24 protein-coding genes are annotated in these 23,187 nt (G+C 64.0%); 10 read left to right on the top strand and 14 right to left on the bottom strand.

The window, feature by feature from the left end; genetic code table 11:
• Nucleotides 1-2 precede the first annotated feature (2 nt).
• From rpoB to EWF95_RS05340, 6 genes are all read right to left on the bottom strand, one after another.
• The gene (rpoB, locus tag EWF95_RS05315) at nt 3-1,829 is read right to left on the bottom strand and encodes a DNA-directed RNA polymerase subunit B (RefSeq protein WP_142442992.1); all 1,827 of its coding nucleotides are present in this window, start codon (nt 1,827-1,829) and stop codon (nt 3-5) included.
• 3 nt (nt 1,830-1,832) lie between these two features.
• Complete coding sequence (locus EWF95_RS05320; RefSeq protein WP_142442993.1) at nt 1,833-3,401, bottom strand: DNA-directed RNA polymerase subunit B''; 1,569 nt, start codon at nt 3,399-3,401, stop codon at nt 1,833-1,835.
• Nucleotides 3,398-3,625, bottom strand: a complete 228-nt coding sequence (locus EWF95_RS05325) for a DNA-directed RNA polymerase subunit H (protein ID WP_142442994.1) — start codon at nt 3,623-3,625, stop codon at nt 3,398-3,400. Before EWF95_RS05325 ends, EWF95_RS05320 begins: the two co-directional genes overlap by 4 nt.
• Nucleotides 3,626-3,853: 228 nt before the next feature.
• On the bottom strand, nt 3,854-4,924 hold the full coding sequence (locus EWF95_RS05330) for a phosphotransacetylase family protein (RefSeq protein WP_142442995.1): 1,071 nt from the start codon (nt 4,922-4,924) through the stop codon (nt 3,854-3,856).
• On the bottom strand, nt 4,921-7,014 hold the full coding sequence (locus tag EWF95_RS05335; RefSeq protein ID WP_142442996.1) for an acetate--CoA ligase family protein: 2,094 nt from the start codon (nt 7,012-7,014) through the stop codon (nt 4,921-4,923). The genes EWF95_RS05330 and EWF95_RS05335 overlap by 4 nt, the downstream gene beginning before the upstream one ends.
• 157 nt (nt 7,015-7,171) lie before the next feature.
• Complete coding sequence (locus EWF95_RS05340; RefSeq protein WP_142442997.1) at nt 7,172-7,456, bottom strand: DUF7545 family protein; 285 nt, start codon at nt 7,454-7,456, stop codon at nt 7,172-7,174.
• Nucleotides 7,457-7,594: 138 nt separating this feature from the next.
• Here EWF95_RS05340 and EWF95_RS05345 point away from each other — a divergent pair, with 138 nt between their 5' ends.
• From EWF95_RS05345 to EWF95_RS05370, 6 genes are all read left to right on the top strand, one after another.
• Nucleotides 7,595-8,113, top strand: a complete 519-nt coding sequence (locus EWF95_RS05345) for a DUF7342 family protein (RefSeq protein ID WP_142442998.1) — start codon at nt 7,595-7,597, stop codon at nt 8,111-8,113.
• 10 nt (nt 8,114-8,123) lie between these two features.
• Nucleotides 8,124-8,546 carry a hypothetical protein gene (locus EWF95_RS05350; RefSeq protein WP_142442999.1) on the top strand — a complete coding sequence of 141 codons (423 nt, stop codon included), beginning with the start codon at nt 8,124-8,126 and terminating at the stop codon, nt 8,544-8,546.
• 49 nt (nt 8,547-8,595) lie between these two features.
• On the top strand, nt 8,596-9,138 hold the full coding sequence (locus EWF95_RS05355; RefSeq protein ID WP_142443000.1) for an SRPBCC family protein: 543 nt from the start codon (nt 8,596-8,598) through the stop codon (nt 9,136-9,138).
• Nucleotides 9,139-9,252: 114 nt separating this feature from the next.
• Nucleotides 9,253-10,590: a Trk system potassium transporter TrkA gene (gene trkA, locus EWF95_RS05360; protein WP_142443001.1), complete on the top strand. Its 1,338-nt coding sequence runs from the start codon at nt 9,253-9,255 to the stop codon at nt 10,588-10,590.
• Nucleotides 10,591-10,592: 2 nt separating this feature from the next.
• Nucleotides 10,593-12,095 carry a TrkH family potassium uptake protein gene (locus tag EWF95_RS05365; protein WP_142443002.1) on the top strand — a complete coding sequence of 501 codons (1,503 nt, stop codon included), beginning with the start codon at nt 10,593-10,595 and terminating at the stop codon, nt 12,093-12,095.
• Nucleotides 12,096-12,404: 309 nt separating this feature from the next.
• A complete protein-coding gene (locus tag EWF95_RS05370; protein WP_142443003.1) occupies nt 12,405-13,538 on the top strand; it encodes a CBS domain-containing protein in 1,134 nt (377 codons plus the stop codon).
• Nucleotides 13,539-13,598: 60 nt separating this feature from the next.
• Here EWF95_RS05370 and radB read toward each other — a convergent pair whose 3' ends face one another.
• Nucleotides 13,599-14,291, bottom strand: coding sequence for a DNA repair and recombination protein RadB (radB, locus tag EWF95_RS05375; protein WP_142443004.1), 693 nt, complete (start codon nt 14,289-14,291; stop codon nt 13,599-13,601).
• 137 nt (nt 14,292-14,428) lie between these two features.
• Here radB and EWF95_RS05380 point away from each other — a divergent pair, with 137 nt between their 5' ends.
• A complete protein-coding gene (locus EWF95_RS05380; RefSeq protein WP_142443005.1) occupies nt 14,429-14,629 on the top strand; it encodes a hypothetical protein in 201 nt (66 codons plus the stop codon).
• 13 nt (nt 14,630-14,642) lie between these two features.
• Here EWF95_RS05380 and EWF95_RS05385 read toward each other — a convergent pair whose 3' ends face one another.
• From EWF95_RS05385 to gap, 4 genes are all read right to left on the bottom strand, one after another.
• Nucleotides 14,643-15,146 carry a metallophosphoesterase gene (locus EWF95_RS05385; protein ID WP_142443006.1) on the bottom strand — a complete coding sequence of 168 codons (504 nt, stop codon included), beginning with the start codon at nt 15,144-15,146 and terminating at the stop codon, nt 14,643-14,645.
• A gap of 49 nt (nt 15,147-15,195) precedes the next feature.
• Nucleotides 15,196-15,597, bottom strand: a complete 402-nt coding sequence (locus tag EWF95_RS05390) for a hypothetical protein (protein ID WP_142443007.1) — start codon at nt 15,595-15,597, stop codon at nt 15,196-15,198.
• Nucleotides 15,598-15,664: 67 nt separating this feature from the next.
• Entirely contained in the window at nt 15,665-16,885 is a 1,221-nt protein-coding gene (locus EWF95_RS05395; protein ID WP_142443008.1) for a phosphoglycerate kinase, read from the bottom strand.
• Nucleotides 16,886-16,984: 99 nt separating this feature from the next.
• Nucleotides 16,985-18,040, bottom strand: a complete 1,056-nt coding sequence (gene gap, locus EWF95_RS05400; protein WP_142443009.1) for a type I glyceraldehyde-3-phosphate dehydrogenase — start codon at nt 18,038-18,040, stop codon at nt 16,985-16,987.
• A gap of 288 nt (nt 18,041-18,328) precedes the next feature.
• On the opposite strand from gap, the gene EWF95_RS05405 reads away from it, so the two are divergent.
• Nucleotides 18,329-18,688, top strand: a complete 360-nt coding sequence (locus tag EWF95_RS05405) for an Hsp20/alpha crystallin family protein (RefSeq protein ID WP_142443010.1) — start codon at nt 18,329-18,331, stop codon at nt 18,686-18,688.
• Here the strand turns inward: EWF95_RS05405 and EWF95_RS05410 are convergent, their stop codons facing one another.
• The 3 genes from EWF95_RS05410 to nucS form a co-directional block, all read right to left on the bottom strand.
• Nucleotides 18,689-19,555 (bottom strand): ATP-grasp domain-containing protein, encoded by an 867-nt coding sequence (locus tag EWF95_RS05410; RefSeq protein ID WP_142443011.1) that lies wholly within the window; start codon nt 19,553-19,555, stop codon nt 18,689-18,691.
• Between the two features lie 42 nt (nt 19,556-19,597).
• Entirely contained in the window at nt 19,598-20,128 is a 531-nt protein-coding gene (locus EWF95_RS05415) for a 50S ribosomal protein L16 (RefSeq protein WP_142443012.1), read from the bottom strand.
• Between the two features lie 94 nt (nt 20,129-20,222).
• Nucleotides 20,223-21,059: an endonuclease NucS gene (gene nucS, locus EWF95_RS05420; protein ID WP_142443013.1), complete on the bottom strand. Its 837-nt coding sequence runs from the start codon at nt 21,057-21,059 to the stop codon at nt 20,223-20,225.
• A gap of 92 nt (nt 21,060-21,151) precedes the next feature.
• Here nucS and EWF95_RS05425 point away from each other — a divergent pair, with 92 nt between their 5' ends.
• Complete coding sequence (locus EWF95_RS05425; protein ID WP_142443014.1) at nt 21,152-21,586, top strand: SRPBCC family protein; 435 nt, start codon at nt 21,152-21,154, stop codon at nt 21,584-21,586.
• A gap of 126 nt (nt 21,587-21,712) precedes the next feature.
• On the top strand, nt 21,713-23,056 hold the full coding sequence (gene hemG / locus EWF95_RS05430; protein ID WP_142443166.1) for a protoporphyrinogen oxidase: 1,344 nt from the start codon (nt 21,713-21,715) through the stop codon (nt 23,054-23,056).
• Nucleotides 23,057-23,187 lie beyond the last annotated feature (131 nt).

Raw genomic sequence — 23,187 nt, forward strand, 5'->3', positions numbered from 1 at the left:
TCTTAGACCGCGTCTTCGAGTTCGAGGGTTGGTCGGATGCCGAGCGCCATCATCTCATCAAGGAGGAGCTTGAACGCGTAGCTCACGTCGAGTTCGTGGATGTTGTCCTCGCTGCCGGTCGCCGGGTCGTACACCCGGCGTTGCTCTCGATCCTCGACAGCGATCATCCCGGTGTCCTCCGAAACATACACTGTCTCCTTGTCTGAGGATTCAAGCAGGCGTTCGTTGAGCACCATCGACGCGCCGTGGCCGATGATCGTGTCGCGTTCCATCTCGCCGACGCGGAGCCCACCCTCGCGGGCACGCCCCTCGGTCGGCTGGCGAGTGAGAACCTGCACCGGCCCACGCGAGCGGGCGTGCAGCTTGTTCGAGACCATGTGGTAGAGCTTGTGGTAGAAGATCGTCCCGACGAAGATCTCCGCGTCGATCTTCTCGCCGGAGACACCCGAATACATGACCTCCTTGCCGGAGGATTTGAAGCCGTGCTCTTCGAGCGCGCCGCGGAGTTCGTCTTCGTCCTCGCCTTGGAACGGCGTCCCGTCGACACGACGACCTTCCAGCGCGCCGACCTTCCCGCCGAGCATCTCCAGGACGTGGCCGACAGTCATCCGCGATGGGAGGGCGTGCGGATTGAGCACGAGGTCGGGGACGAGCCCTTCCTCGGTGAACGGCATATCTTCCTGGGGTGCGAGGTGGCCGACAACGCCCTTCTGGCCGTGTCGGGAGGCAAACTTGTCGCCGAGTTCGGGGATGCGTTCGTCCCGAACTTTGACCTTCGAGAGCATCGAGCCATCCTCGTTTTCCATGACGGTGACGGTGTCGACGACGCCGTCCTCGCCGGAGCGCATCGTCACGGAGGTTTCGCGTCGCTTCTGGGGTGAGAGCCCACCCATGTCGTCGGGCTCCTCAAGGAATCGTGGCGGGCTGGTCTTGCCCAACAGCACCGAGTTCTCGTCGACGACGGTCTCGGGGTTGACGAGGCCATCGTCGTCGAGGTGGGTGTAAGCGTCCTCACCGCGGGCACCGCGAACGTCCTGATCGGGGATCTCGAAGCGATCCTCCTGGCCGCCGGGGTAGCGACGCTCCTCACCCTCGTAGGTTCGGAAGAAATGCGACCGCATCAGCGCGCGGTCGACCGACCCTTTGTTCATCACGAGGGCGTCCTCGATGTTGAACCCCTCGTAGCTCATCACGGCGACAACGAGGTTCTGGGCCGCGGGACGGTCGTCGTAACCGATCTGTTCGGTCGTCTGCGTCTTGACCATCGAGAGCTGCGGGTAATGCAGCAGGTGTTGGCGGGTGTCGGGCCGGATCCGGTAGTTCGCGGATGGCAGCCCGAGAGACTGTTTCATCATCCCCGCGCCCATGGTAATGCGGGGACTGGCGTTGTGTTCGGGGTAGGGGATCATCCCCGCGCCGATCCCGAAGATCAGCGAGGGATCGATCTCAAGGTGGGTGTGTCGATCGGTGAGATCGTTCTCGTCGACGCCGACGAGGATGTCCTCTTCCTCCTCGGCGTCGATAAACTCGATGTAGCCGCGGTCGACGAGATCCTCGAACTCAAGGTCGCCGTCGGTGACGGCCTCGATCTCCTCGTCGCCGAGCAGCGGTTCGCCGTCCTCGACGACGATCAGCGGGCGGCGGGCCCGGCCGGCGTCGGCGTTGATGATGACCTCCTGGGTGCGGCCCCGGACGGAGACGTTGACCATATCGCTCACGTCGCCGCGGCGGCGGGCATCGCGTACCTGTTCAGCAAGCTGTTCCGGGTTCGGGTGGGTGCCGACGAGGCTCCCATTGACGTAGACTTTCGCTTCTCGTGATTGAGCCATTGGTTAGTCGTCCGCGGGGGTTGTTCGTTCGACGCCGTCGATACCTGGGATCCCCTCGACTCCCATCGACGATAGTTCGCGTTTCAGTCCCTTCTCGTCCTCGATATCCTGGCTCAGCTCCATCGCTTGCGCGAAGTTTTTGACCAGGCCACAGTTCGGGCCCTCCGGCGTTTCGGAGGGACAGATCCGACCCCACTGCGTGGCGTGGAGATCCCGCGCCTCGAAGTGTGGCTGGCTTCGGCTGAGCGGTGAGCGAAGCCGGCGGAGGTGCGACAACACGCCCATGTGGTCGGTGCGGTCGACTAGCTGTGAGACGCCCGAACGGCCGCCGACCCAGTTGCCGGTGGCGATCGGGTGTTCGAGTCGCTCGGTGAGCACGTCCGAGCGAACGACCGTGCTGACCGAGAGATCACGGTTTCGCATGTTGGCGCGTTCGAGCTGGTATTTCACGTCCCGGGCCAGCTTGTTGAGTGCTGTGCGGAACAGATCGGTCATCAGGTCGCCCGATACTTTGAGGCGTTTGTTGGCGTAGTGATCCTTGTCGTCAGCTTCGCGGCGATCGAGAGCCAGCTCGAAACAGGCCTCGGCCATCCGACAGAGGTAGTAGGCCTTGTTGGTGCGAACCTCCTCCTCGTCGACACCCTCCTCATGGAGATGCGGGAGGAGGTAGCGGTCGATGACGTAGTTGGCGCGTTTCAGCTGGTAGTTTTTGCCCTGCCCGCTGGCGACGCGCTGACCGAGGGTTTCGATGGCGGCCTCGGTGGTCTGCACGTCGGCTTCCTCCAGATTCTCCAGCATGAACTTCACGATCTCGGGGTCATCTGAGACGCGGTGGACGATCTCCTCGTCGGATTCGAGTCCGAGCGCGCGAACGAGCGTGACGAAGTTGACGCTGCCCGACACCGAGGGGAAACTGACCTCAAGGAGGCCTTCGCGGTTGCGCTCACAGAGGACGAGCGCGCGGTAGCCACGACGCTGGCTGAAGGTTTTGGCGACCTGGATGTCGTCGTCGTACTTGGTGTCGTGTTCGGCGAGAATCTTGTTGGGTGCGAGATCCTCGCTGGTCATCAGCACGCGCTCGGAGCCGTTGACGATGAAGTAGCCGCCGGGGTCGGCGGGATCCTCGCCGATCTCGATGAGCTCCTCCTCGGAGAAGTCGGCGATGTTGCATTTGTCGGAGCCGACCATGATCGGCATCCGGCCGACCTTGGTCTCCGTGGAGTCGACGACGGTTTCGGGCTCCTCGTCGCCGCCGCGGACGATGGACATCTCCATGAACACCGGCGCGGCGTAGGTGATGTTGCGAAGGCGGGCCTCCTGTGGGAAGAGGAGTTCTTCGCTGCCGTCGGCCTCCCGTACCCGCGGCGTCAGGATGCGGATGTCGCCGAGTTCGACGTAGACGGGCTCTTGTCCCTCCTTGTCGCCGATGTCGGTCTCGATGGTCTCCTTCTCGTCGGCGACCTGCTGCATGCCGCGTTCGAGGAAGGCGTTGAACGAGCGGAAGTGGTGTTCGGCGAGGCGATCCTCCGAGAAGTACTCTCTGGATACGTCGCGTCGATCTTGTCGGTTCATTCGACCACCAGCCGGTAGGAAATCGAGGTGTCTGCTGTCCGGGAGTCACGGACGATCTTGATGACATCGCCCGTCTCAGCCTCATCCGGCAGTGCCGGGTCGTCGGCTGTGATCTCCGGAAGGTCGGTACGATCCAACCCATACTCTTCGAGAACCGAATCGAGTTCGGCTCCCTCGATGGGGATATGCTCGGGTACGAGTTCGTGTTGGCTTACGTCTACCATGGATGTGTTTGGGGTGAAGAAACGATGGTCACGAGATACTACAGTGCGGTACAAAACGAGGCCAGTTAAGGATTGCTAACTCGGTGTGAGCCCATCAGCTCATCGACCGCGGCTGCCACGATAGGCGTGTCAACGGGCGACACCACTAAAGAGCTTGTGGCAGGCTCCCACGAGAGCGACCCCTGGGCTGCGGAGTCAGCGATCAGTCCTCGCTGACCGTCCCAGCGATCAGTCCTCGCCGACCGCGCCCAACAGCGCGTCGAGATCGACCCGCTCGGTCAGCAGACCCGCCATCGTCTCGACGGTCTCCGCATCGCGGGTGCGACCGCTACGGACGACGGATTCGGCGCGCTCGACGGCGGTCAGGGTATCGGTGTTGATCTGGAGGATCGGCGTGTTGGCCTCCTCAGCCCGACCCAGTATCGCCGACGACGGCCGGTGGCCGCCGGTCAGGATCAGACATTTCACGCCGGAGGCCTCCAGGGCGGCGGTGTGGATATCCGACCGGTCGCCGCCGGTGATCGCCGCCGCGTTGCGCGCCCGCCGGAAGTAGCGGAGGGCTTCGTCGCCGCCCATCGCACCCACGAGGAAGCGTTCGACGTAGGCATCGGTCGGCGTGTCGGTCAGGATATCCGCGCCGAGCTCCGCCGCGAGATCCTCGATCGTCACGCCGGCCAGCCGCTGTTCCTGTGGCACCGCCCCGAAAACCTCGACGCCGCGGCTTTCGAGAAACGGGATCACGTCGCTGTCGAGCTCCTCGAAGGCACTCTCGGAGATGCGGTTGAAGATCACACCAGCCAGCCGGTCGCCGAGCTGATCGATCGCCCCCAGCAGGCTGTCGATATCGCCGGGCTGTGTGTAGTCGGCGACCAACACCGCCTTTGCGTCCAGCAGTTCGGCGACCTCGGGGTCGGTCAACCCGACGATCCCGCCGGTCGACAGCGAGCCGCCGCCCTCAACGATCATCGTATCGCGGTCGGTCGCCAGCGCGTCGAACTGCGTCTTTACCTGTTGGCGGAGCTCGTCGGGATCCTCCTGGCCGCGGATCGCTCCGTCGATAAACGTCGGCGAGTAGACGACGGGTTCGAGCTCGTGCATCTCGGCGTCGAGCTCCAGCAGCTCCCGTGCCAACATGGGATCCTCGTCGAGCGTTTTGCCGACGTTGCTCTGCAGGCGGGTGCCTTTCGGCTTCATGTAGCCGACCGACTGTCCGCGGTCGCGGGCGATCGTCGCCAACGCGAGCGCGATGGCGGTCTTGCCGGTGCTTTCCTCGGTTGCGGTGATGAGTAGCGTGTTCATAGTTCGTCAGGGTCGACGGTGAGTCTGATGTCGACGGCGGCGACGCCGTCGGGCGTTGCGACCAGCGGGTTGATATCGAACTCCATGATCGCCGGGAAGTCGGCGACGAGCTGGGAGAGCCGCTGGATCGTTTCGACGATGCCATCGATATCGGCGGCATCACGGCCTCGTGCGCCACGAAGGAGCGGAGCCGTCTTTATTTCTTCCGTCATTTCGCGGGCCTCGGTCTCCGAGACGGGGGCAACGCGGAAGGTGGTGTCTTCGAGTACCTCGACAAAGATGCCACCGAGGCCAAACATCATCAGCGGGCCGAACTGCGGATCGCGGTTCATCCCGACGATGGTTTCGGTGCCCGCGTCCAGATCAGCCATCTCCTGAACCTGGACGCCCAACAGATTCGCGTCGGGTTGGTAGTTCCGCGCGCGTGTGATCAGCGTCTCGTAGGCATCCTCAACCTCGTCGTCGGCGACGCCGACCTCGACGCCGCCGATATCCGACTTGTGGAGGATGTCGGGGCTGACGATCTTCATGACCACGTCGCCGTCGATCCCCTCGGCGACCGCGCGGGCGTCCTCGGGGGCGTCGACGATCTCGCCGTCGGGCATCGGGATGCCGTAGGCGTCCAGCAGCCCCATCGCCTCGACGCCGAGGCGGTTGTCGCCGCGCTCCTCGACGCGTTCGAGGATCTCGCGGGCGGCTTCCCGATCCACGTCGAAGTCGGCGGGGGCCTCGTATTCTCGCTGTTGGATACCGCGGTAGGCCCACAGCGAGTCAAGCGCGCCGATCGCCCGGGAGGGATCGAAGTAGTTCGGGATCCCCGCCTCGTTGAGGATCTCCGCGGAGGCGTCGACGCTTTCGCCGCCCATAAAGCAGGCCGCAACGGGTTTGTCGTGTTTTTCCCGCATTTTTACGGTTTCCTCGGCCAGCTGCTCGTAGTCGAGTACCGCGGTCGGACAGGACAACACCATCGCCGAGCCGACGTTCTCGTCGGCCAAGGCGATATCGAGGGCGTCGCGGAACCGCTCAACATCGGCGTCGCCGACGATATCAACAGGGTTGTAGATGTTGCCCTCCGGCGGCAGCTGCTCGGAGAACTCGTCGAGGGAGTCCTGCTCGAAGGAGGCCATCTCCAGATCGGAGTCGCCGACGGCGTCGGTCGACATCACGCCGGGGCCGCCGGCGTTGGTGATGACGGCGATATCGTTGTTCTCGGGGACGGGCTGATTCGCCAACATCTGGGCGGCATCAAAGAGATCCTGTACCGATTCCGCACGGAGGACACCGGCCTGATCGAGACCGGCCTCGTAGGCCTGCTCGGAGCCGGCGATCGTCCCGGTGTGGGAGGAGGCGGCCTGCGCACCGGCGTCGGTGCGGCCGGATTTCACGAGGACGATCGGGGTATCCTCGGTCACCTCACGGGCGGTGTCGATAAACTCCCGACCCTGCGAGATCCCCTCTAAGTAGCCGATGATCACATCGGTGTCGGGATCGTCACCCCAGTGGTCGATAAAGTCGGTTTCGTCGAGAACGGCCTTGTTACCCAGCGAGGCAACATCCTTGAAGCCGACATCCTCGTCGTTGGCCCAGTCGAGAACAGCGGTGATGAACGCCCCGGATTGGCTCATAAACGACATGTTGCCGGGTTCGGGGCTGTCGGGGCCGAAGGAGGCGTTCATGCCGTTTGCGGTCGACATGATGCCCAGGCTGTTGGGGCCGACGAGATTGAGGTCGTACTCGGCGGCGATCTCCTTGAGTTCCCGTTCCCGGCTTGCGCCGTCGCCGCCGGTTTCGCCGAAGCCGGCGGTGATGACGACGACGTTTTCGACGCCGGCCTCGCCGGCCTGCTCGATCGCCGGCAGCACGATCTTCGGCGGGACAACGATCACGGCCATATCAGCCGCCGCCTCCCCGATCTCCTCGACACAGGGGAGGCCCAACACCTCCTCGTAGTTGGGGTTAACCGGCACCACCTCGCCGTCGAACGCCGACAGTAGGTTGTCGGTGACAGCGCGGCCGATCGACCCCTCACGTGCGGTCGCACCGACGACTGCGATGCGATCCGGCGCGAATAGTTCCGTTAGGGTGCCCATCACTCTGTGTGTAGCCGCCGGATCTTCTTAAACGCCGGTGTACCCGCTCTGGCATGCCAAAAATTCACACGACCCAGCGATAGCTAGCGATTGTGACGCACGTACCACGATCACAGCCCGACCCAGCAAAAACACGCAGCCGTCTGTGGCGCGCCGATCAGTGACTGTGGCCCATCGCATCCTGCAGGCTCATCCCGAAACGATCCTCGAAGAGATCCTCGACAGCCTCGTTGAGCTCGACGAGCTCCGGCGAGGGCTCACCCTCCGCGTGGTGGACGAGCGAGTGGGCGTGTTGAGCGAGTGCCTGGACGACGATATCGCTGATGACCGTCGTCGACTCCTCGTTGCCCTCGGCGAGCGTTTCGACCAAGCCGGCCGGGATATCGATCGTTTCGCTGGTGCCGTCCGGCCCTTCGATGGTGTAGGCATCGGTGTCAACCATACCGGGAGATACATTCCCAGCCATAAGGCCGTGTGGGTTCGGTACAATGAGGAAACAGCCCGAGAGGCGGACGCAACAACAGCGCGGCGACGACAGGGTGGAAAAGGAATTATCAGGCGTGCGGTCGTAGACTCGGGTATGACCGACGCGGAGTGGGAAGCAACGTGGACAACCAACGCGAGCGCGTTCGACCGGGTTCGGTCGGTTGTCATGGCCCTCCCTGAGCCGAAGTCAGCGGCGTGGCTCGCCGACCACGCCCGCGTCAGCGAATCGACCGCCAGCGAGCATCTCGACCGGCTTATCGACATGGGGTTGGTGGCAGCGCACACCAGCGACAACGACCCCAGATATGGCCCGGATCCAGCCTATATCCGGTTTCGGGAGATCCGCGAACTCACCGCCGACTACGATCGGGCGGAGCTACGCGAGTTCGTTGCCGAGCTCAAAGCATCGATCGAAACGATCGACGAACAGTACGACGCAGCCACACCCGAGGAGCTGCGGGCGACCGCGAACGAGCCCGCAGTGTCGGCCGAAACGGCACGGGAGCTACGGGACGCCGCCGCCGACTGGGAGCATTACGACTATCGGCTGGGGCTGCTCAATGATGCGATCAATCGCTACGATGCATACACCGAGTCAGCGACGCCGGCGTGACCGAGTCAGGGTGTGTGCCGACGGCGGCAGCGAGTTTACCGCCGACCGCCACCGGATCCTTCGTGCCGTCATCGACGCGCTCCGCCAGCATCCGATCGTCACGGACGCCCGCGGCCATCCGCCGGCCACGTTTACCGAGGTTCGGGCGACGCTGGCGACAGGTCGCTGGGATCACGCCGCCGAAGCAGCGACACTACGGGTGACATGGCAGCCAACCGAGCCAGCCGAGTTCGCCTTCCACTACAGCGAGGCTGAGTTCGACTGCGGCTGGCACCGGGAGCCGAACCCACATGTCGATGGCGACACTCACTACCAGGAACGAACCGGTGACGGGGCGTATCAGTACGAGCCGATCACGCTCGACGGCGACACCGCCCCCGAGTTGGTCTGGGAGATCATGGAACGATTGCGCCGGCGATTGGCGGAACGGTAGCCGGCGACCGACCTGCGGGCTTATTAGCCTCCCGGCCGAACAGCGGGGCGTGGATACGATCGTCGTCCGAACCACGGTGTACGCCGACGCCGAGACCGTCTACGACTTTTTGCTTGATTTTCCGGGGTATGCGAACTACTCGAAGTATCTGACCGACGTGCGGACGCGGACAGGCGATGGCGGCGTCGGCACCCAGTACGCCCTCCGATTTGCGTGGTGGAAGCTCAGCTACACCGCCCACTCGGAGGTCGTCGGCGTCGACCCCCCAACCACCATCGACTGGGAGGTCACCAAGGATATCGACGCCGGCGGCGCGTGGCGGATCGACCCCCACGAGTCGCCGCCGGCCGACGCCCCCGACGACGCGGATGCCGCCTGTGAGGTGTCTCTGGAGATCAACTTCGATCCCGACTCCGCCGACGCCGGCGTGTTGAACCTCCCCGCGCTCGTCTCCTTCGGCTGGGTGTTGGAGAAGGCGATCCCGCTGATCCGCAACGAGGCCGAGCGCGTCATCCAGCGGGCGGTCATCGACCTCGAAGGCCGCCACCGGGAGGTTAGCGTGGAGATCACGGCTGACTCCGACTACCTGTGAGCGAGATGTTGGGGGAGCGAGCGACGCCAGCACCCCCGTCGCTGTCGCCGTGGGTCGATGGGGAACTGATAAACGGCGGCCCTCGTTACGGAGGGGTATGACCGGTGGTGCGCCGTGAAGGTACTCATCGTCGGCGCGGGACAGGTCGGCGAAAGCATCGCGCGGGATCTGGAATCCGACCACAACGTGACCGTCGTCGACCAGCGGAGCGAGCGAAGCGAGGAGCTCGCCTACGGCTACGACGTGTTGACCGTCACCGGCGACGGCACCGAACTATCGACGCTACAGGAGGCAGGCCTCGCCGACAGCGACATGGTGATCGCCAGCACCGACGACGACGAAACCAACATCGTCGCCTGTTCGACGGCCGCCGCCCACAGCGAGGCGTTCACCATCGCCCGGATCAAACACACCAAATACCTCCGGACGTGGGATGGTGTCGACCGCGCCTTCGGGATCGACGACATGGTCTGTACGAACCTGCTGACCGCCCAGTCGATCACGCGCGTCGTCGGCTTGCCCGCCGCCATCGATGTCGACCCCTTCGCCGGCGGCCGCGTCCAGATGGCCGAGTTCGAGATCAGCGATGCCTGCCCGATCGTCGATCAGACCGTCCAGGAAGCCGACCGCTATGACTCGCTGACGTTCGCCGCGGTCATCCGCGACGACGCGGTGGTGATCCCCGATGGGGCGACGACCATCGCCGCCGGCGACCGCGTCGTCGTCATCGGCAGCCCCGAGAGCGTCCACAGCTTCGCCGACGGGCTCGAACCGAGCCACGCGGGCGACAGCGTCGAGGAGGTAGCGATCTTCGGCGGCAGCGAGATCGGCTACCACGTCACCCGGCTGCTCGGCGAGCGAGGGTTTACCCCGCGGCTGATCGAGCAGGATCCCGACCGCGCCCGCGAGCTCGCCGAGGAGCTGCCGGCGGCACAGATCATGGAGTCCGACGCCACCGACATGGAGTTTCTCGAACGCGAACATATCGACGAGGCCGATGTCGTCATCGCCGCCCTCGAAAGCGACGAGAAGAACCTCCTGGTCTCGCTGCTCGCCAAACGACTGGGCGTCGACCGAACCCTCGCGGTTATCGACACACCCGCCTACGTCGAACTGTTTGAGGCCGTCGGCGTCGACGTGGCGATCAACCCACGCGTCGTCGTCGCCGAGGAGATCACACGGCTCACCCAGTCCGAGAAGACCGAAAACGTCGCCCTCATCGAGAGCGACAAGGCCGAGGTGATCGAGATCGAGATCGACGCCGACAGCGTGCTGGCCGGGCGGCCGATCCGCGAATCAATCGCCGATCTCCCTGACGGCGTCGTCATCGGCGCGATCACGCGCAACGCATCCTTTGTCACGCCGCGCGGCGACACCGAGATACAGCCGGGCGATCATGTCGTGCTCTTTGTCGATGCCGCCGCGATCAACGAGACTACCAACAAGCTCTGACAATGGCCACGCTCCGCGTCAACTGGCGGGTCAGCCTCCGACTGGTCGGCGGCGTGTTGCGGTGGCTGGCGATCCCGCTTGCCGCACCGCTCGTTCTTGCGGCCATCGATGGCGACCCCATCATCCCGTTTCTCATCCCGATAGCGATCACGCTGGCCGCCGGCTTCGGTCTCGAACGCTTAGAGACCGACAAGGAGCTATACACCAGAGAGGCCTACCTCATGGTCGCGCTGTCGTGGCTCTGTGTCGGCCTGGTTGGCGCGGTGCCGTTCGTCCTCGCCGGCAACGGCGGGCTGGCCACACCGGTCAACGCCGTCTTCGAGAGCATGAGCGGGATCACGACGACCGGCGCGACGGTCATCGACGACTTCGCCGCCCACTCGCGGGCGATCTTGCTGTGGCGGCAGGTCATCCAGTGGCTCGGCGGGCTCGGCATCCTTGTGTTGGCGATCTCGATCCTCTCACAGCTCGCCGTCGGTGGCGCGCAGCTGATGGAAACCGAATCCCAGACGCAGGATGTCCACAAGCTGACCCCGCGGATCAGCGAAACCGCGCGGCTGATCTGGCGACTGTACGCGGGGATCACCCTGTTTGCGGCCGGCGGGCTGTTCGCACTTGGCCTCGCCGGGATCGCCCCGAACATGGACGCCTTCAACGCCGTCTCGCATGCGATGACGGCGGTTGCGACCGCGGGCTTCTCACCCCAACCGGATAGCGTCGGCGCGTTCGCGCCGGCCGCCCAGTGGCTGATCGTTCCGTTCATGTTCGTCGGCGCGACCAACTTCATCCTCATCTACTTCTTCATCAACGGCGACTGGGGCCGGCCGCTGCGCAACGAGGAGTTTCGGTTCTATGTCGGCCTCGTTGTCGGTGCCTCGGTGTTGATGGGGCTGTTGCTCGTCACCGATCCGAATCTCACGACGACCGGGATCGAGGAGACCGCCCGGCTGGCGACGTTTCAGGTGGTCTCGCTTTTAACGACGACGGGGTTTGCGACCGTCGACTTCAACGCGTGGTCGCCGGCGGCCAAACACCTGCTGTTTAGCTGTATGTTTCTCGGCGGGATGGCCGGCAGTACGACCTGTTCGATCAAGCTGCTTCGGTGGCTAATCATCTTCAAATCCTTCCGCCGGGATCTGTTTACGACGATCCACCCCGAGGCGGTGCGACCGGTGCGGCTCAGCGGGGCGGCTCTCGATGAGGGGACGGTTCGGGACGTGTTTACCTATACGATGTTGAGCCTCGTGATCTTCTTTCTCGGGACGATCTTCGTCGTCGTCGACGGCGCGCGGATCGGGCTGGGGCTCTCGGAGTTCGAGGCACTGAGCGCGGCCGCCGCGACCTTCTTCAATATCGGCCCGGCGTTCGGCATCGCCGGCCCGTTCAACAGCTACAGCCCGTTTTCCGAGCTCACCAAGTGGGTGATGATCCTCCTGATGTACGTCGGCCGGATCGAGATCATCCCGGTGCTCGTGTTGTTCACCCCCTCGTTTTGGCGATCGTAGCCGACGAGCAACACGGTCGGCGGCGGCGATCCGTGCGGGGGTGTTCAGATAAAAACAATCAAGCAGGCGGGTCGGCTGGCCGATCAGCCGACTTCCTGGTGGACTGAAAGGGCGAAACGCTCTCGACGAACCCGGCCGACGCAAGCACTGCAGTGAGCGAAGCGAACGAAGCGCGCAGCGAGGCCCGGGAGTCGAGAGCGTTGAGGGCTTTCTACACCTGCTGCACTCACACGACTGCTTATCTGAACACTACCGATCCGTGCTGTAACAACGTTAAATACCCCGGCGGCTGTAGGACTATGATGGATCATGGATATTACTGATATTGTTGTCGAGGAGTTCGTCGAGGTCGACGCCGACGAACGACTGGCCAAGGTGCGGGCGGCGTTCGACGAAGCGAACCCAAAAGGCGTCATCGTCACCGAAGACGGCGACTACGCCGGGGTGATCGGGGAATCCGAGCTGGTGAAATCCAGAATTCAAGACGACACGAAGGCCTCGGTGCTGATGACCTCCGCACCGCGTGTCGACCACCACGAGGATATCCGCGAGACCGCCCGGCTGCTGGTCGAAGGCGACGTGAACGTCGCGCCGGTGTTCCGGGGCGAACAGCTTGCCGGCATCATCACGACCGACGCGATCCTGGCGGCCGTCCTCGAAAACCTCGACGCGCTGACCGTTGGACAGATCTACACCGACGAGGTCATCACCGCGACGACGGCGGCGACGGTCGGCCAGGCGATCAACCGCCTGCGGGAACACGGGGTTTCCCGGCTCCCGATCGTCGACGACCGCGACGCGCTGACGGGGATCATCACAACCCACGACATCGTCGACTTCGTCGTCCGCGACGAAAACCGCCAGGAGAAAGGCGACCGCAGCGGCGACCGCGACCGCATGCTCGATCTCCCGGTCGAGAACCTGATGACCGATCCCGTGTTGACCGCCGAGCTGTCGGAGTCCGTTGAGGCGATCGTCGAGCGCATGTTCGACAACGACATCTCCGGGCTGGTCGTCACCGACGAAACCGACAGCGTCGATGGGATCATCACCAAAACCGACGTGTTGCGCGCGCTGACGTTCACCGAGGAGGAGTCGATGGACGTCCAGATCACGAACGTCAAGCTCTTGGACTCGATCGATCGCGCGGAGATCGTCGACTCGATCACCCAGGTCGTCGACAAATACCAGGCGATGAACGTGATCCACGCCCACGTTCGGTTCCACGAACACAAGGAGAAGCTGCGCGGGACGCCGCTGATCCAAGCGCAGATCCGCCTCCGGACGAGCCACGGCCAGCTTGCGGGCTCGGGTGAGGGGTACGGCGCGAACCACGCCTTCCACGTCGCCCTCGACAAACTGGAGCGAAACGTCTTGGAGCGAAAGGGTGTCAACGCCGACGCCAAACAGCGCGGCCAGCTGCTCCAGAACCTCGAACTGTAATCACGTCGCGGCGATCAGAAGTCGTCGATGACGACGATCAGAAGTCGTCGACGCCGTCAATCAAAAGTCGTCGACGCCGTCGATCCCGCTGTCGGTGATCTCGAAGGTCGTCGTCTCGCCGGCGGCTTTCGCCCGATGTTTTTCTAAGGTTGCACGTCGCTTCCCGCCGCGGAACCGATCCAATCGCAGGACGACGCCTGTCCAGTGTTCGAGTGTGTGACCACCCAACGCTCGCACCCGGTCAGCGTCGGGGTCGGTGTACACCTGGTTTGTGATCACGACCGCGATATCGTGTTTGCGCGCGATCGACAGCAGCTCGGTGATCTGGCGGGCGACCGCCCGCAGGGAGTCGCCGCCTTCCTCGTCGCCGGCGCGGTTGAGCCGGTAGAAGCCGGTCGCGCTGTCGAGGACGATCAGCTCGACGCGTTCAGCAAAATCGGCGGCGTCCCGAACCGCCTCCTGTTGGTCATCGAAGTCGACAGCGTCGGTGATGATGAGCCGGGAGGCAACGGTGTCGAGGGCCTCCTCGGTGCGGTGTTCGATCAACTGCTGAAAGCGGTCGACCGACAGCCCCTCGGTGTCGATATACAGCGCGCTGTCGCCGGCGGCTGCGACCCCGACGGCGGCCGACAGCGCGATGTTGGTTTTCCCGGCTGCCGGCGGGCCGTAGAGCTGGGAGACGACCCCGCGTTCAAACCCGCCGTCGAGCAGCGTATCAAGGGCGTCACAGCCGGTTGAGACTGGCTCCGTCACAGTTGGGGTTGGCGTGGTCGGCGCAAAAGCCCCGCGGTCTGTGGTAGTCTCTGCGAGCGGATGCTGTGCTAATTAGTCCGTCATCAGTCGCTGATAGCAGGTAAACTGATTTACCGACAGCACCCAAAGAAATCGATATGAGTCGTCCTGCCGATGAGACCGAGGGAGATATCGAGCATCTCCTAACCTCGTCAGAATCGAGTTCGCTTCGGGATCAGATGCGGCAGTTCATCGAAGCCAACGGCGGAGAGATCGATCTGAAAGCCGAACGGAAAATCGGAACTGACGACGACATGCTATCTAGTGTCGTGATCGACAATCGAGACGAGCACCGATAACTGCGGACGCCACTCAGTCGAGTTGGTGATGCGTAATCGCGTCTGTCCCCGACCCCTCGGTGTCGAGGATGGCGACGTGGAACGTGTCGTCGGCCCCTTCGATCGGCAGACCGCCGGGGTTGACGCGAACGGTGTCGCCATGGGTGTCGATTACGCGTTCGTGGGTGTGGCCGTGGAAGACGTAGTCGTAGGTGCCCGCCTCGACCAACGCCTCCCGGAGCACCCTGTTGGTGCCGTGGTAGACCGCGATCTCAACGCCGTCGAAGGTGAGTTCGCCGCACTGACCGAGATACGTGCCGAACTCGTCGACAACGTTGCCCAGTGCCCACTCGCCGTCGTTGTTGCCGCGGACGGCCGAGAAGTCGAAGGCGTCGGTGTCGAACGGCGTCGCCGAAAACGGCGCGATGATGTCGCCGCAGTGGATGACATGGTCGACGCCTTCCAGTTCGAACAGCGAGACCGCTTGCTGGACGTGTGCGAGGTTGTCGTGGGTGTCGGAGACAATGCCGATCTGCATGATCGGATGTTGGTGGCAATGCCCAAGAAACTACGCCGTTTTGCGGTGGCTACTCGGCTGGCTCCCGCGTCGCCGTCCAACCCGAGACCGTCCGCTCGCGGGCGAGAAAGGCGGTGAAATACAGCAGCGTCGCCAGCAGGCCGCCGGTGCTGGCATCGATGAGCAGCGGCGTCAGCTGCGGAGCCAGCTCCGTGACCAGTTGAACCCCCATAAAGACGCCAGCGATGAACAGGAACCGACCGGCCATCCCGATCCGGTGAAACCAGTCCTCGACAGCTTTGAGCGGGAGCGCGAGCAGAAACAGGACGAATCCGGCAGCAGCGACCGTATGCGAGTCGATATCGGCGACCAAGTCCGGGAGCAGGAACCCCACAGTCGCAACGGTGCCGATCACCTCGACCCACGTCGGCGGTCGATCCGGAAAATACGGCTCGAAGTTGCGGAGGGCCATATGTGTCCGTTCACCCCACTGAGCAAAACAGTTGTGCAACCGACAGGTGGAGCCGCGATAGCGAAGCTCAGTTCGCGGCGTCGATCAGCAGTTCGATGCCCGGCAGGTCGTCGCCGGTGAGCGCGCGGATGTACGCGCCGCCGGCGATCGAGACGTGGTCGAAGTCGTTTTCGTCCATGCCATACATCTCGATCGATCGGGAGGTGTCGCCGCCGCCGACGACCGAGAAGCAGTCGGTTTCGGCGATGGCTTTCACCGCGCCGACGGTGCCGGCGGAGAACTTCTCCTCCTCGAAGACGCCGAGCGCGCCCTTGAGGAAGACCGCATCGGAGCCCCGGATGATCGGGTCGTACTTGTCGACCGTTTCCTCGGAGATATCCATGTAGTCGTAGTTGGCGGCGTCGAGCTCCTCGTTGTCGTGTTCGGCGCGCTCGCCATCGTCGTCCTCGTAGGCGAGGCCCTCGGGGAGTTTGATCTGGTCGCGCCGCTCCTCGTAGAGTTCGCGGATGATCTCTTCGTTGTTTTCCCACTGCGTGTCGTAGAGGTCGAGATCCTCGTGGCGGTCGTAGCCAACGTCGTAGCCCGCCGCCCGGAGGAACAGGTGGCTGGCGATCCCGCCCATACAGAAGGTGTCGATCTTATCCCCGAGCGTGTTCATCACGCCGATCACGTCGGTCGCTTTGGTGCCGCCGACGACCATCGTGACCTGCCCGTCGAACTCGCGGTTGGCGATGGCGGTGTTGGCCTCGTACTCGGTTTCCATCACGCGACCCGCGAAGGCCGGCAGGACGAGCGGGAAGCCAACGAGCGAGGCGTGTTTCCGGTGGGCCGCCGAGTAGGCGTCGTTGATGTACGCATCAAAGTGCGGCGCAAGCGTCTGGACGAACTCGGTTTCGGCCTTGAGTTCGGGATCTTCCTCGGGCAGTTCGTCGTCGCTCATCCGGGTGTTTTCCAGCAGCAGCACCTCGCCGGCTTCAAGCGCGTCGATGGCGTCGAGGGCTTTCTCGCCGTAGATGTCGTCGACGAACCCTACCTCGCGGTCGATGTAGCCGCCGAGAATCTCGGCGTGCTGATCCAAGGAGACGAAGGTGTCGTTGCCGGGTCGACCCTGGTGGGCCATCAGCACGACGCGGTGGCCCGCCTCGGCGAGCTCCCGTACTGTTTTTGCGTGTCGCTGGAACCGGCGGTTGTCCTGTACCTCGCCGTCCTCAACCGGGGAGTTCAGGTCGAGCCGGACGAGGACGCGCTGTGCGTCGTCGAGATCGTCGATGGTGTTGAAGGATGCCATTGGTATGTCGGAAATCGGGTGGGTCGGTGAAAAGGTGCGTGGGTCGTCAATAGAGTTGGCGGCCGGCCGAGGGTCGCCAGCCGCAGGTCGCTGGTCGGCTTAGGATTCGTCGACGAGGAACTCGGCCATATCGAGCATGCGGTTCGAGAAGCCGTACTCGTTGTCGTACCACGTCAGGATCTTCACGAGGCCGTCGTCGCCGATGACGTTCGTGGAGTTGAGGTCGACGTACGAGGAGAACGGCAGGCCGACGATATCCGAGGAGACGACCTCGTCGTCGGTGTAGCCGAGCACGCCCGCCAGCGGGCCGCTGTCGGCGGCATCCTGGAAGGCGGCGTTGATCTCCTCGGCGGAGGGATCGGCCGCAAGGTCGACGACGAGCTCGGTGATCGAGCCGGTCGGGACGGGGACGCGGATCGCCATCCCGTCGAGTTTGCCCTCAAGCTGCGGGAGCACCTGGGTTGCGGCCTGTGCCGCACCCGTCGAGGTCGGAACGATGTTTTCGGCGGCGGCGCGGCCACGGCGGGTTTTGGCCTTCGGCGCGTCGATCAGCGTCTGGCTACCGGTGTAGGCGTGCACCGTCGTCAGCGTCCCGGTCTCGATGCCGAACTCCTCGTCGAGCACCTTGGCGACCGGCGTGACGGAGTTGGTCGTACAGGAGGCGTTGGAGACGATGTCCTCGCCGTCGTAGTCGTCGGCGTGGTTGACACCGTAGACGAGCTGCGGCACCGGTTTGTCGCCTTTCGGCGGCGCGGAGATGACGACCTTGTCCGCGCCGGCCTCCAGATGCTGGGCGGCGTCGTCTTTCGTCCGGAAGATGCCGGTACACTCGAAAGCAACGTCGACGTCGTTTTTGCCCCACGGCAGGTCGGAGGGGCTCTGGACGTTGTGCAGCGAGACCGAGGTGCCGCCGATGGTGAGCTCGTCGCCGTCGAGTTCGAGCCCATCGAGCGTCCCCATGATGGTGTCGTACTTGCCGAGGTACTCCATCTGCTCGAAGTCCATCACGTCGTTGATGCCGACGAGCTCGACGCGCGGGTTGTCGAGGATCGCACGGAACGTGTTGCGACCGATCCGGCCAAAGCCGTTCAGGCCGACGCGAACCACATCGTCATCGGCGACCTCCTCACCAGCGTCTAAATATGATTTACTCATACGCGAATGGCGATTCTACAGCTACTTAAAATAGCCCGAATCGTCACGACGTATGTGAACAATAGACATCCAGAGACACCCCAACACGCAAGCTTCCGACATGGCGTTGATGGATAGCGGGCATACAGATATCGGGTTGCGAAACACGAATCATAAGCGTTCGGGAGCGTCAAACCGAGATTGCAGCCATGGTCATGAGATCGTGTCCGCCACGGTCGTAAGAGTGGGTGGCTGCTGGACGCCGACGTGGACAGAACGTTTTTGATGGAGACGCCCGAAATACGTCGTATGAATCGTGACGACCGCGACGACCCGTTCGGCGATATCTTCGATGAGATCGAGCGGATGATGGGCGAGATGAACGGCCCCGAGGCCTCGGGGGGCGACGCCCACATCGACGTCTACGAGGACGACGATGTCGTCCGACTCGTCGCGGATCTCCCGGGTGTCGAAAAAAGCGATCTCACCCTCCAGTGTGATGGGACGACGCTCACGATCCGAGCCCAGACCGCCACACAGGAGTACGACGACCGCGTCCGCCTGCCGGCGACGGTCGACGAACACTCCGCGGAGGCGACGTTCAACAACGGCGTCCTCCACGTCACCTTCGATCGAGAGGCGGAGTCGGCCGCCATCGACGTGGAATAGTTACTCGCTGGGTGCTGTCTCGTAGATCAGATCGGCCAGTCGGTCGTAGAAGCCGTCATCGTATTTCTCGGCCGTATCGACGGTTGGTCGGGCATTTGTTTCGTTGACGACGAGCCGGTCATCCGTTTCCAGCAGGTCGACACCGAGATACGGGATATCGAGTTCGGCAGCCACCCGCTCGGCGAGGCGGCGGTGTGACTCAGGAAGATCGACGCCGGTCGCTTCCGCGCCGCGATGGACATTGTGTTTCCAGCGGCCGTCAGCGAGGCCGTCGGGGAGGCGACGCTCGACGCCGCCGACACAGTCGCCGTCGACGACCATCACCCGGTAGTCGCGGGCATCAGGGAGAAACTCCTGGACGATGTAGGATTTGTCGCCCGTGGCGCGGAAATCGTGGACTAAATCGAGGTAGTCGACGACGCCGAGCAGCGAGTCGAGATCACCGGCTTTGGCGACGCCGACGCCGCGGGTCGCGGAGTTCGGCTTGACGACAACCGGAAACGAGAGGTCGGCAACAGCGTCGACGACGACCGAGTCGTCGACCGGGTTCGAGAGCATGACCGAACGGGGAACGTCGATGCCGGCAGCGTCGAGAGCGGCGAGCACGCCGCTTTTGTTGCGGGAGGTGAGCACCGCCTCGCGGCCGTTGACCCACGGAATGTCGAGCCCGGCGGTGACCGCCGCGCCCTCCATGAGCCGGCCGGGATAAACGAGGCCGACATCGAAGTCAGGCTGAGCGTCGGGGTCAGTAAGCTGGATCGCTCGCTCTTTCGCTTGGAGATGGTCGACAGCGATCCCGCGGTCGGCCAGCGGCTCACGCACGCGGGCGAACGTCTCGGCGTTGGTTGTCACCGCCAGCCGGAGCATACCCTCGTTAGGTGAGAACAGCGAAAAGGGGTGTCGATCCGGTTAGGAGACCAGCAGTTCCTCGCCGCGCTCAACGTTGATGCGGCACGGCGGCGAGATCTTGTTGTACGCGCGTCGGAAGGCTTCCTTGACCACGGGAGCCTGCTCGGCCGTACAGTAGGCCGTAAAGATCGGCTCGTCGGCACCCATGCGGGCAGCCGTGCCGACGATCTTCCCGAAGGACTGTCGCATCCCGTCGGAGACACGGTCGGCACCCGCGCCGGTTGCCTGTTTGTTCTCCCGGATGACCTGGTGGGGGAACTTCCGGAGCTGCATCTTGTAGTTGCCCTCGCCGAGCTCCTTCAGCAGGTGGCGGTTCGCCGAGAGCCGCGAGGACTCAAGCGAACCGTGGCGAAGCTGGACTTCTTCCTCAGTTTCGAGGGTGATCTTGACCGGGTAGTCGTCAGGGTCGGCCTGCAGGTCGCCCATGTCGTGTTGAGCGATCTTTGAACCCGGAATACCGGTGATGTACTCGCGTCGTGTGTACGAGGGTTTGTCGATCTCCCTGTACATCGAGGCTGGTTTCTCTCCCATGGTTACTTGTCGTGGCGAACGCCGCTGGCCCGAATAAAGCCTTCGAATACAGCCCGCAGGGAACGCCTGTGAGGCGTTGACACAGCCAAATTCGTCAGTTTGACCCCTCGCCCGCCGACTCTGCGGTCGACGACGCGGCCGTGTCGTCGTCGGTGTCGTCATCAACAACATCGGCATCGTTGTCAGTGGCGGTCGAAACAGCAACAGAACCATCCGACGGCGGCTCGACAGCAACGAACTCCAACCCGTGTTCCGCAAGGAGTCGCCGAGCCCGGTCGGTCACCGATGGCGCGACGAGAATCCCCCGCACCGCGGCGGCATCGCCTTCTTCACGCTCGATGGCCGCAACGTATCGCTGGAGTTGGCTTGCCGCGCTCGGCCCGACCCGACGACGTTTGAGTTCGACGACGACGGGCCGGCCGTCGCTGTCGCGGCCGAAGAGGTCGATCGGGCCGGCATCGGTCGGCCGCTCGGTCGCCAGCGGCTCGAATCCGGGTTCGATGAGCGCGGGGCGATCGAGCAGGGCGTTCCGCAGGTCGGCCTCGCTGCCAGTAACGGATAGGTCGCGGCGGCCGCTGACCGCCATCGCCGACAGCTGTTCGACCGTCTCGAAGCGGACGTCCAGCGTTTCGTCGGGCGAAGAGCGGACGCTGCGAACCCGGAGTCGACCGTCCCGAACCGCGGCGTGGTGTTCCGACCCCGGCGGCTGCCAGTTGACCGGTTTTTGATTCTCGTCGGTATGCACCAACGCCGTGCCGTCGGGTTTGAGGATCAGCAGCCGACGCCCGGGGTCGAGCGAGGAGGCCGCCCGGCCGTCGTACTCGACGGTACAGCGGCCAAAGATTGTAATGAGGTCGCCGCGCTCGAAGGCGTCCTCAAGCTCCCAGAGGGCTTCCCGGTGGGTCGGCTGGTGGACGGTCGTGGCGGTCACCACCGACGACTACAGCCGGGAGGGACAAAAACGACCGGCCGACGGCGACACACGCACCGAATCACTAAGGGACGCCTCGTTGTAGGGCTGCTATGGTAGCGGTAAGCGACGGGATCGCGATCGACGCATCCCCAGAGACGGTCTTCGAGTATCTCGATGAGCCGGCCAACCACCGGACGATCACACCATCGATCACCGGGATCTCCAACATCGAACCGCTGGACAACGGCGGTAAGGAGCTCGATTTTACCTACCGGATGGTCGCCGTCGAGGTTGAGGGCCATCTCGTCCAGACCGTCCACGAGCCGCCGACCTGCCATCGCTTCGAGATGGAGGGTGGGCTCTCGGGGGAGCTGACCTTCGATATCGAGGCCACCGACGACGGTAGTTGGGTCACCTACACCGCCGAGTACACGATCCCCGGACAGGTGATCGCCAAGGTCATCGAGCCGTTCGTTCGGCGGTACAATCAGGGCGAGCTGCAGTCGACGCTGGCGAATCTCAAAGCCAAGATCGAAGGGGCGTGATCGCGCCAACGCGGAAGGGTTATTCGCCGAGCGCGGCTAGCATTTCTACAATGAATCGACAGCCGTGGACACAGCTCGACCGCGGTGGCCAAACCGCCGACCGACGCCGACCACGAGGGAGCTGAGATGCGGGTCGGCGTCGTCGGGGCTGGCATCTCGGGGCTCACGCTCGTCGACGCGCTTGTCGACCGCGGGGTCGACGTTGTCGCCGTCGAATCACGCCCCGAGCCCGGCGGGATCGTTCGCAGCCAGCGGATGGACGGCCGGGTCGTCGAACTCGGCCCTCAGCGGCTCCGGCTCACCCCAAGTATCGAATCACTGGTCGACGACCTCGGGCTCCGCGAGGGGCTTCGCATCGGCGACGACGACCAGCCGCTGTACATCTATCATGATGACGCTCTCCGAGTCGCGCCGCTGTCGGTTCGGGAGGCGGTGACGACGAGTCTGTTGAGCCCGCTGGGCAAGCTCCGGATTCTCGCCGAGCCGGTGACCGCCCCCGCCAAGTCGGGTGAGACGGTCGACGCGTTTCTTGTCCGGCGGTTTGGGCGGCAGGCCGCCCGGCGGTATATGGGCCCGCTGTACAGCGGCTTGTACGGCACCGACCCCCGAGAGATGCTGCACGAATACTCGCTGGGACGCGCCCTCGACAACGCGGGCGTTGGCCGCAGTCTGCTGTGGTGGGTCGCCAAACGCGTCGTTGACGGCCGAGAGACCCCACCGATCTGTACGTTCGACGATGGGCTGGGGACACTGACCGACGCGCTCTACGAAGCCCACAGCGACGCCATCAAGCTCGACACCGCTGCAGTCGAAATCAGGGCCCACGACGGTGGCGTCGATAGCGACGATGACACCAGCGTCGACAGCGACGGCGATGGCGATACCGCCGACGGCGACGGCGATGGCAGCTACGAGATCGTCACCGAGGCCGGCAGCGAGATCGTCGACGAGGTAGTGGTGACGACGCCAGCACCGACGAGCGCGAAATTGGTCGAACCACTCGACAACGACCTCGCGGCAACGCTGGATCGGTTCCGGTACAACCAGATCACGATGGTGTTTCTCGACTCCGGCTTCGACCGCGAGGGGATCGGCGCGTTGGTGCCGCCGGACGGCGAACTGCCGATCAGCGGCACGACCTGGAACGCGAGCTTTCTGGATCGAGAACGGCTGTTCACCTGCTATGTCGACCCGAACAGCGATCCGGAGCTGCCGAGCCGAACCGACGAGGAAGTCGGCGAGCTGGCCGCCGACGCCTTCGAGGAGCTGACCGGTGCGGCGGCGACCCCGATCGGCGTTCACACGTGGCAGCCGGGGATGCCGGCCTACGACGGTTCGTGGACAGCGATGGACGACCTCCAGCCGCCCGCTGGGTTGCGGTTCTGTGCGAACTTCGTCGGTCGGCCCGGGATCCCTGGGCGGATTCGGAGCGCGAAACGGATCGCCAGCGAGATCGCCGACCGGGAGTAAGATGTTGAAGCCGGGTTGCTTCCGAGTTGCCGGTTTGTTTCACCACGACACGCGAAGGACTGACACAGGCTGTGAATAGACACGCGATCGATACAGAAATCAACGGTGAGTGGGTTCTCTGAGTCTGAAAC

The sequence above is a fragment of the Halonotius roseus genome (assembly GCF_006861655.1).
In the GTDB taxonomy this organism is placed as follows: Archaea; Halobacteriota; Halobacteria; order Halobacteriales; family Haloferacaceae; genus Halonotius; species Halonotius roseus.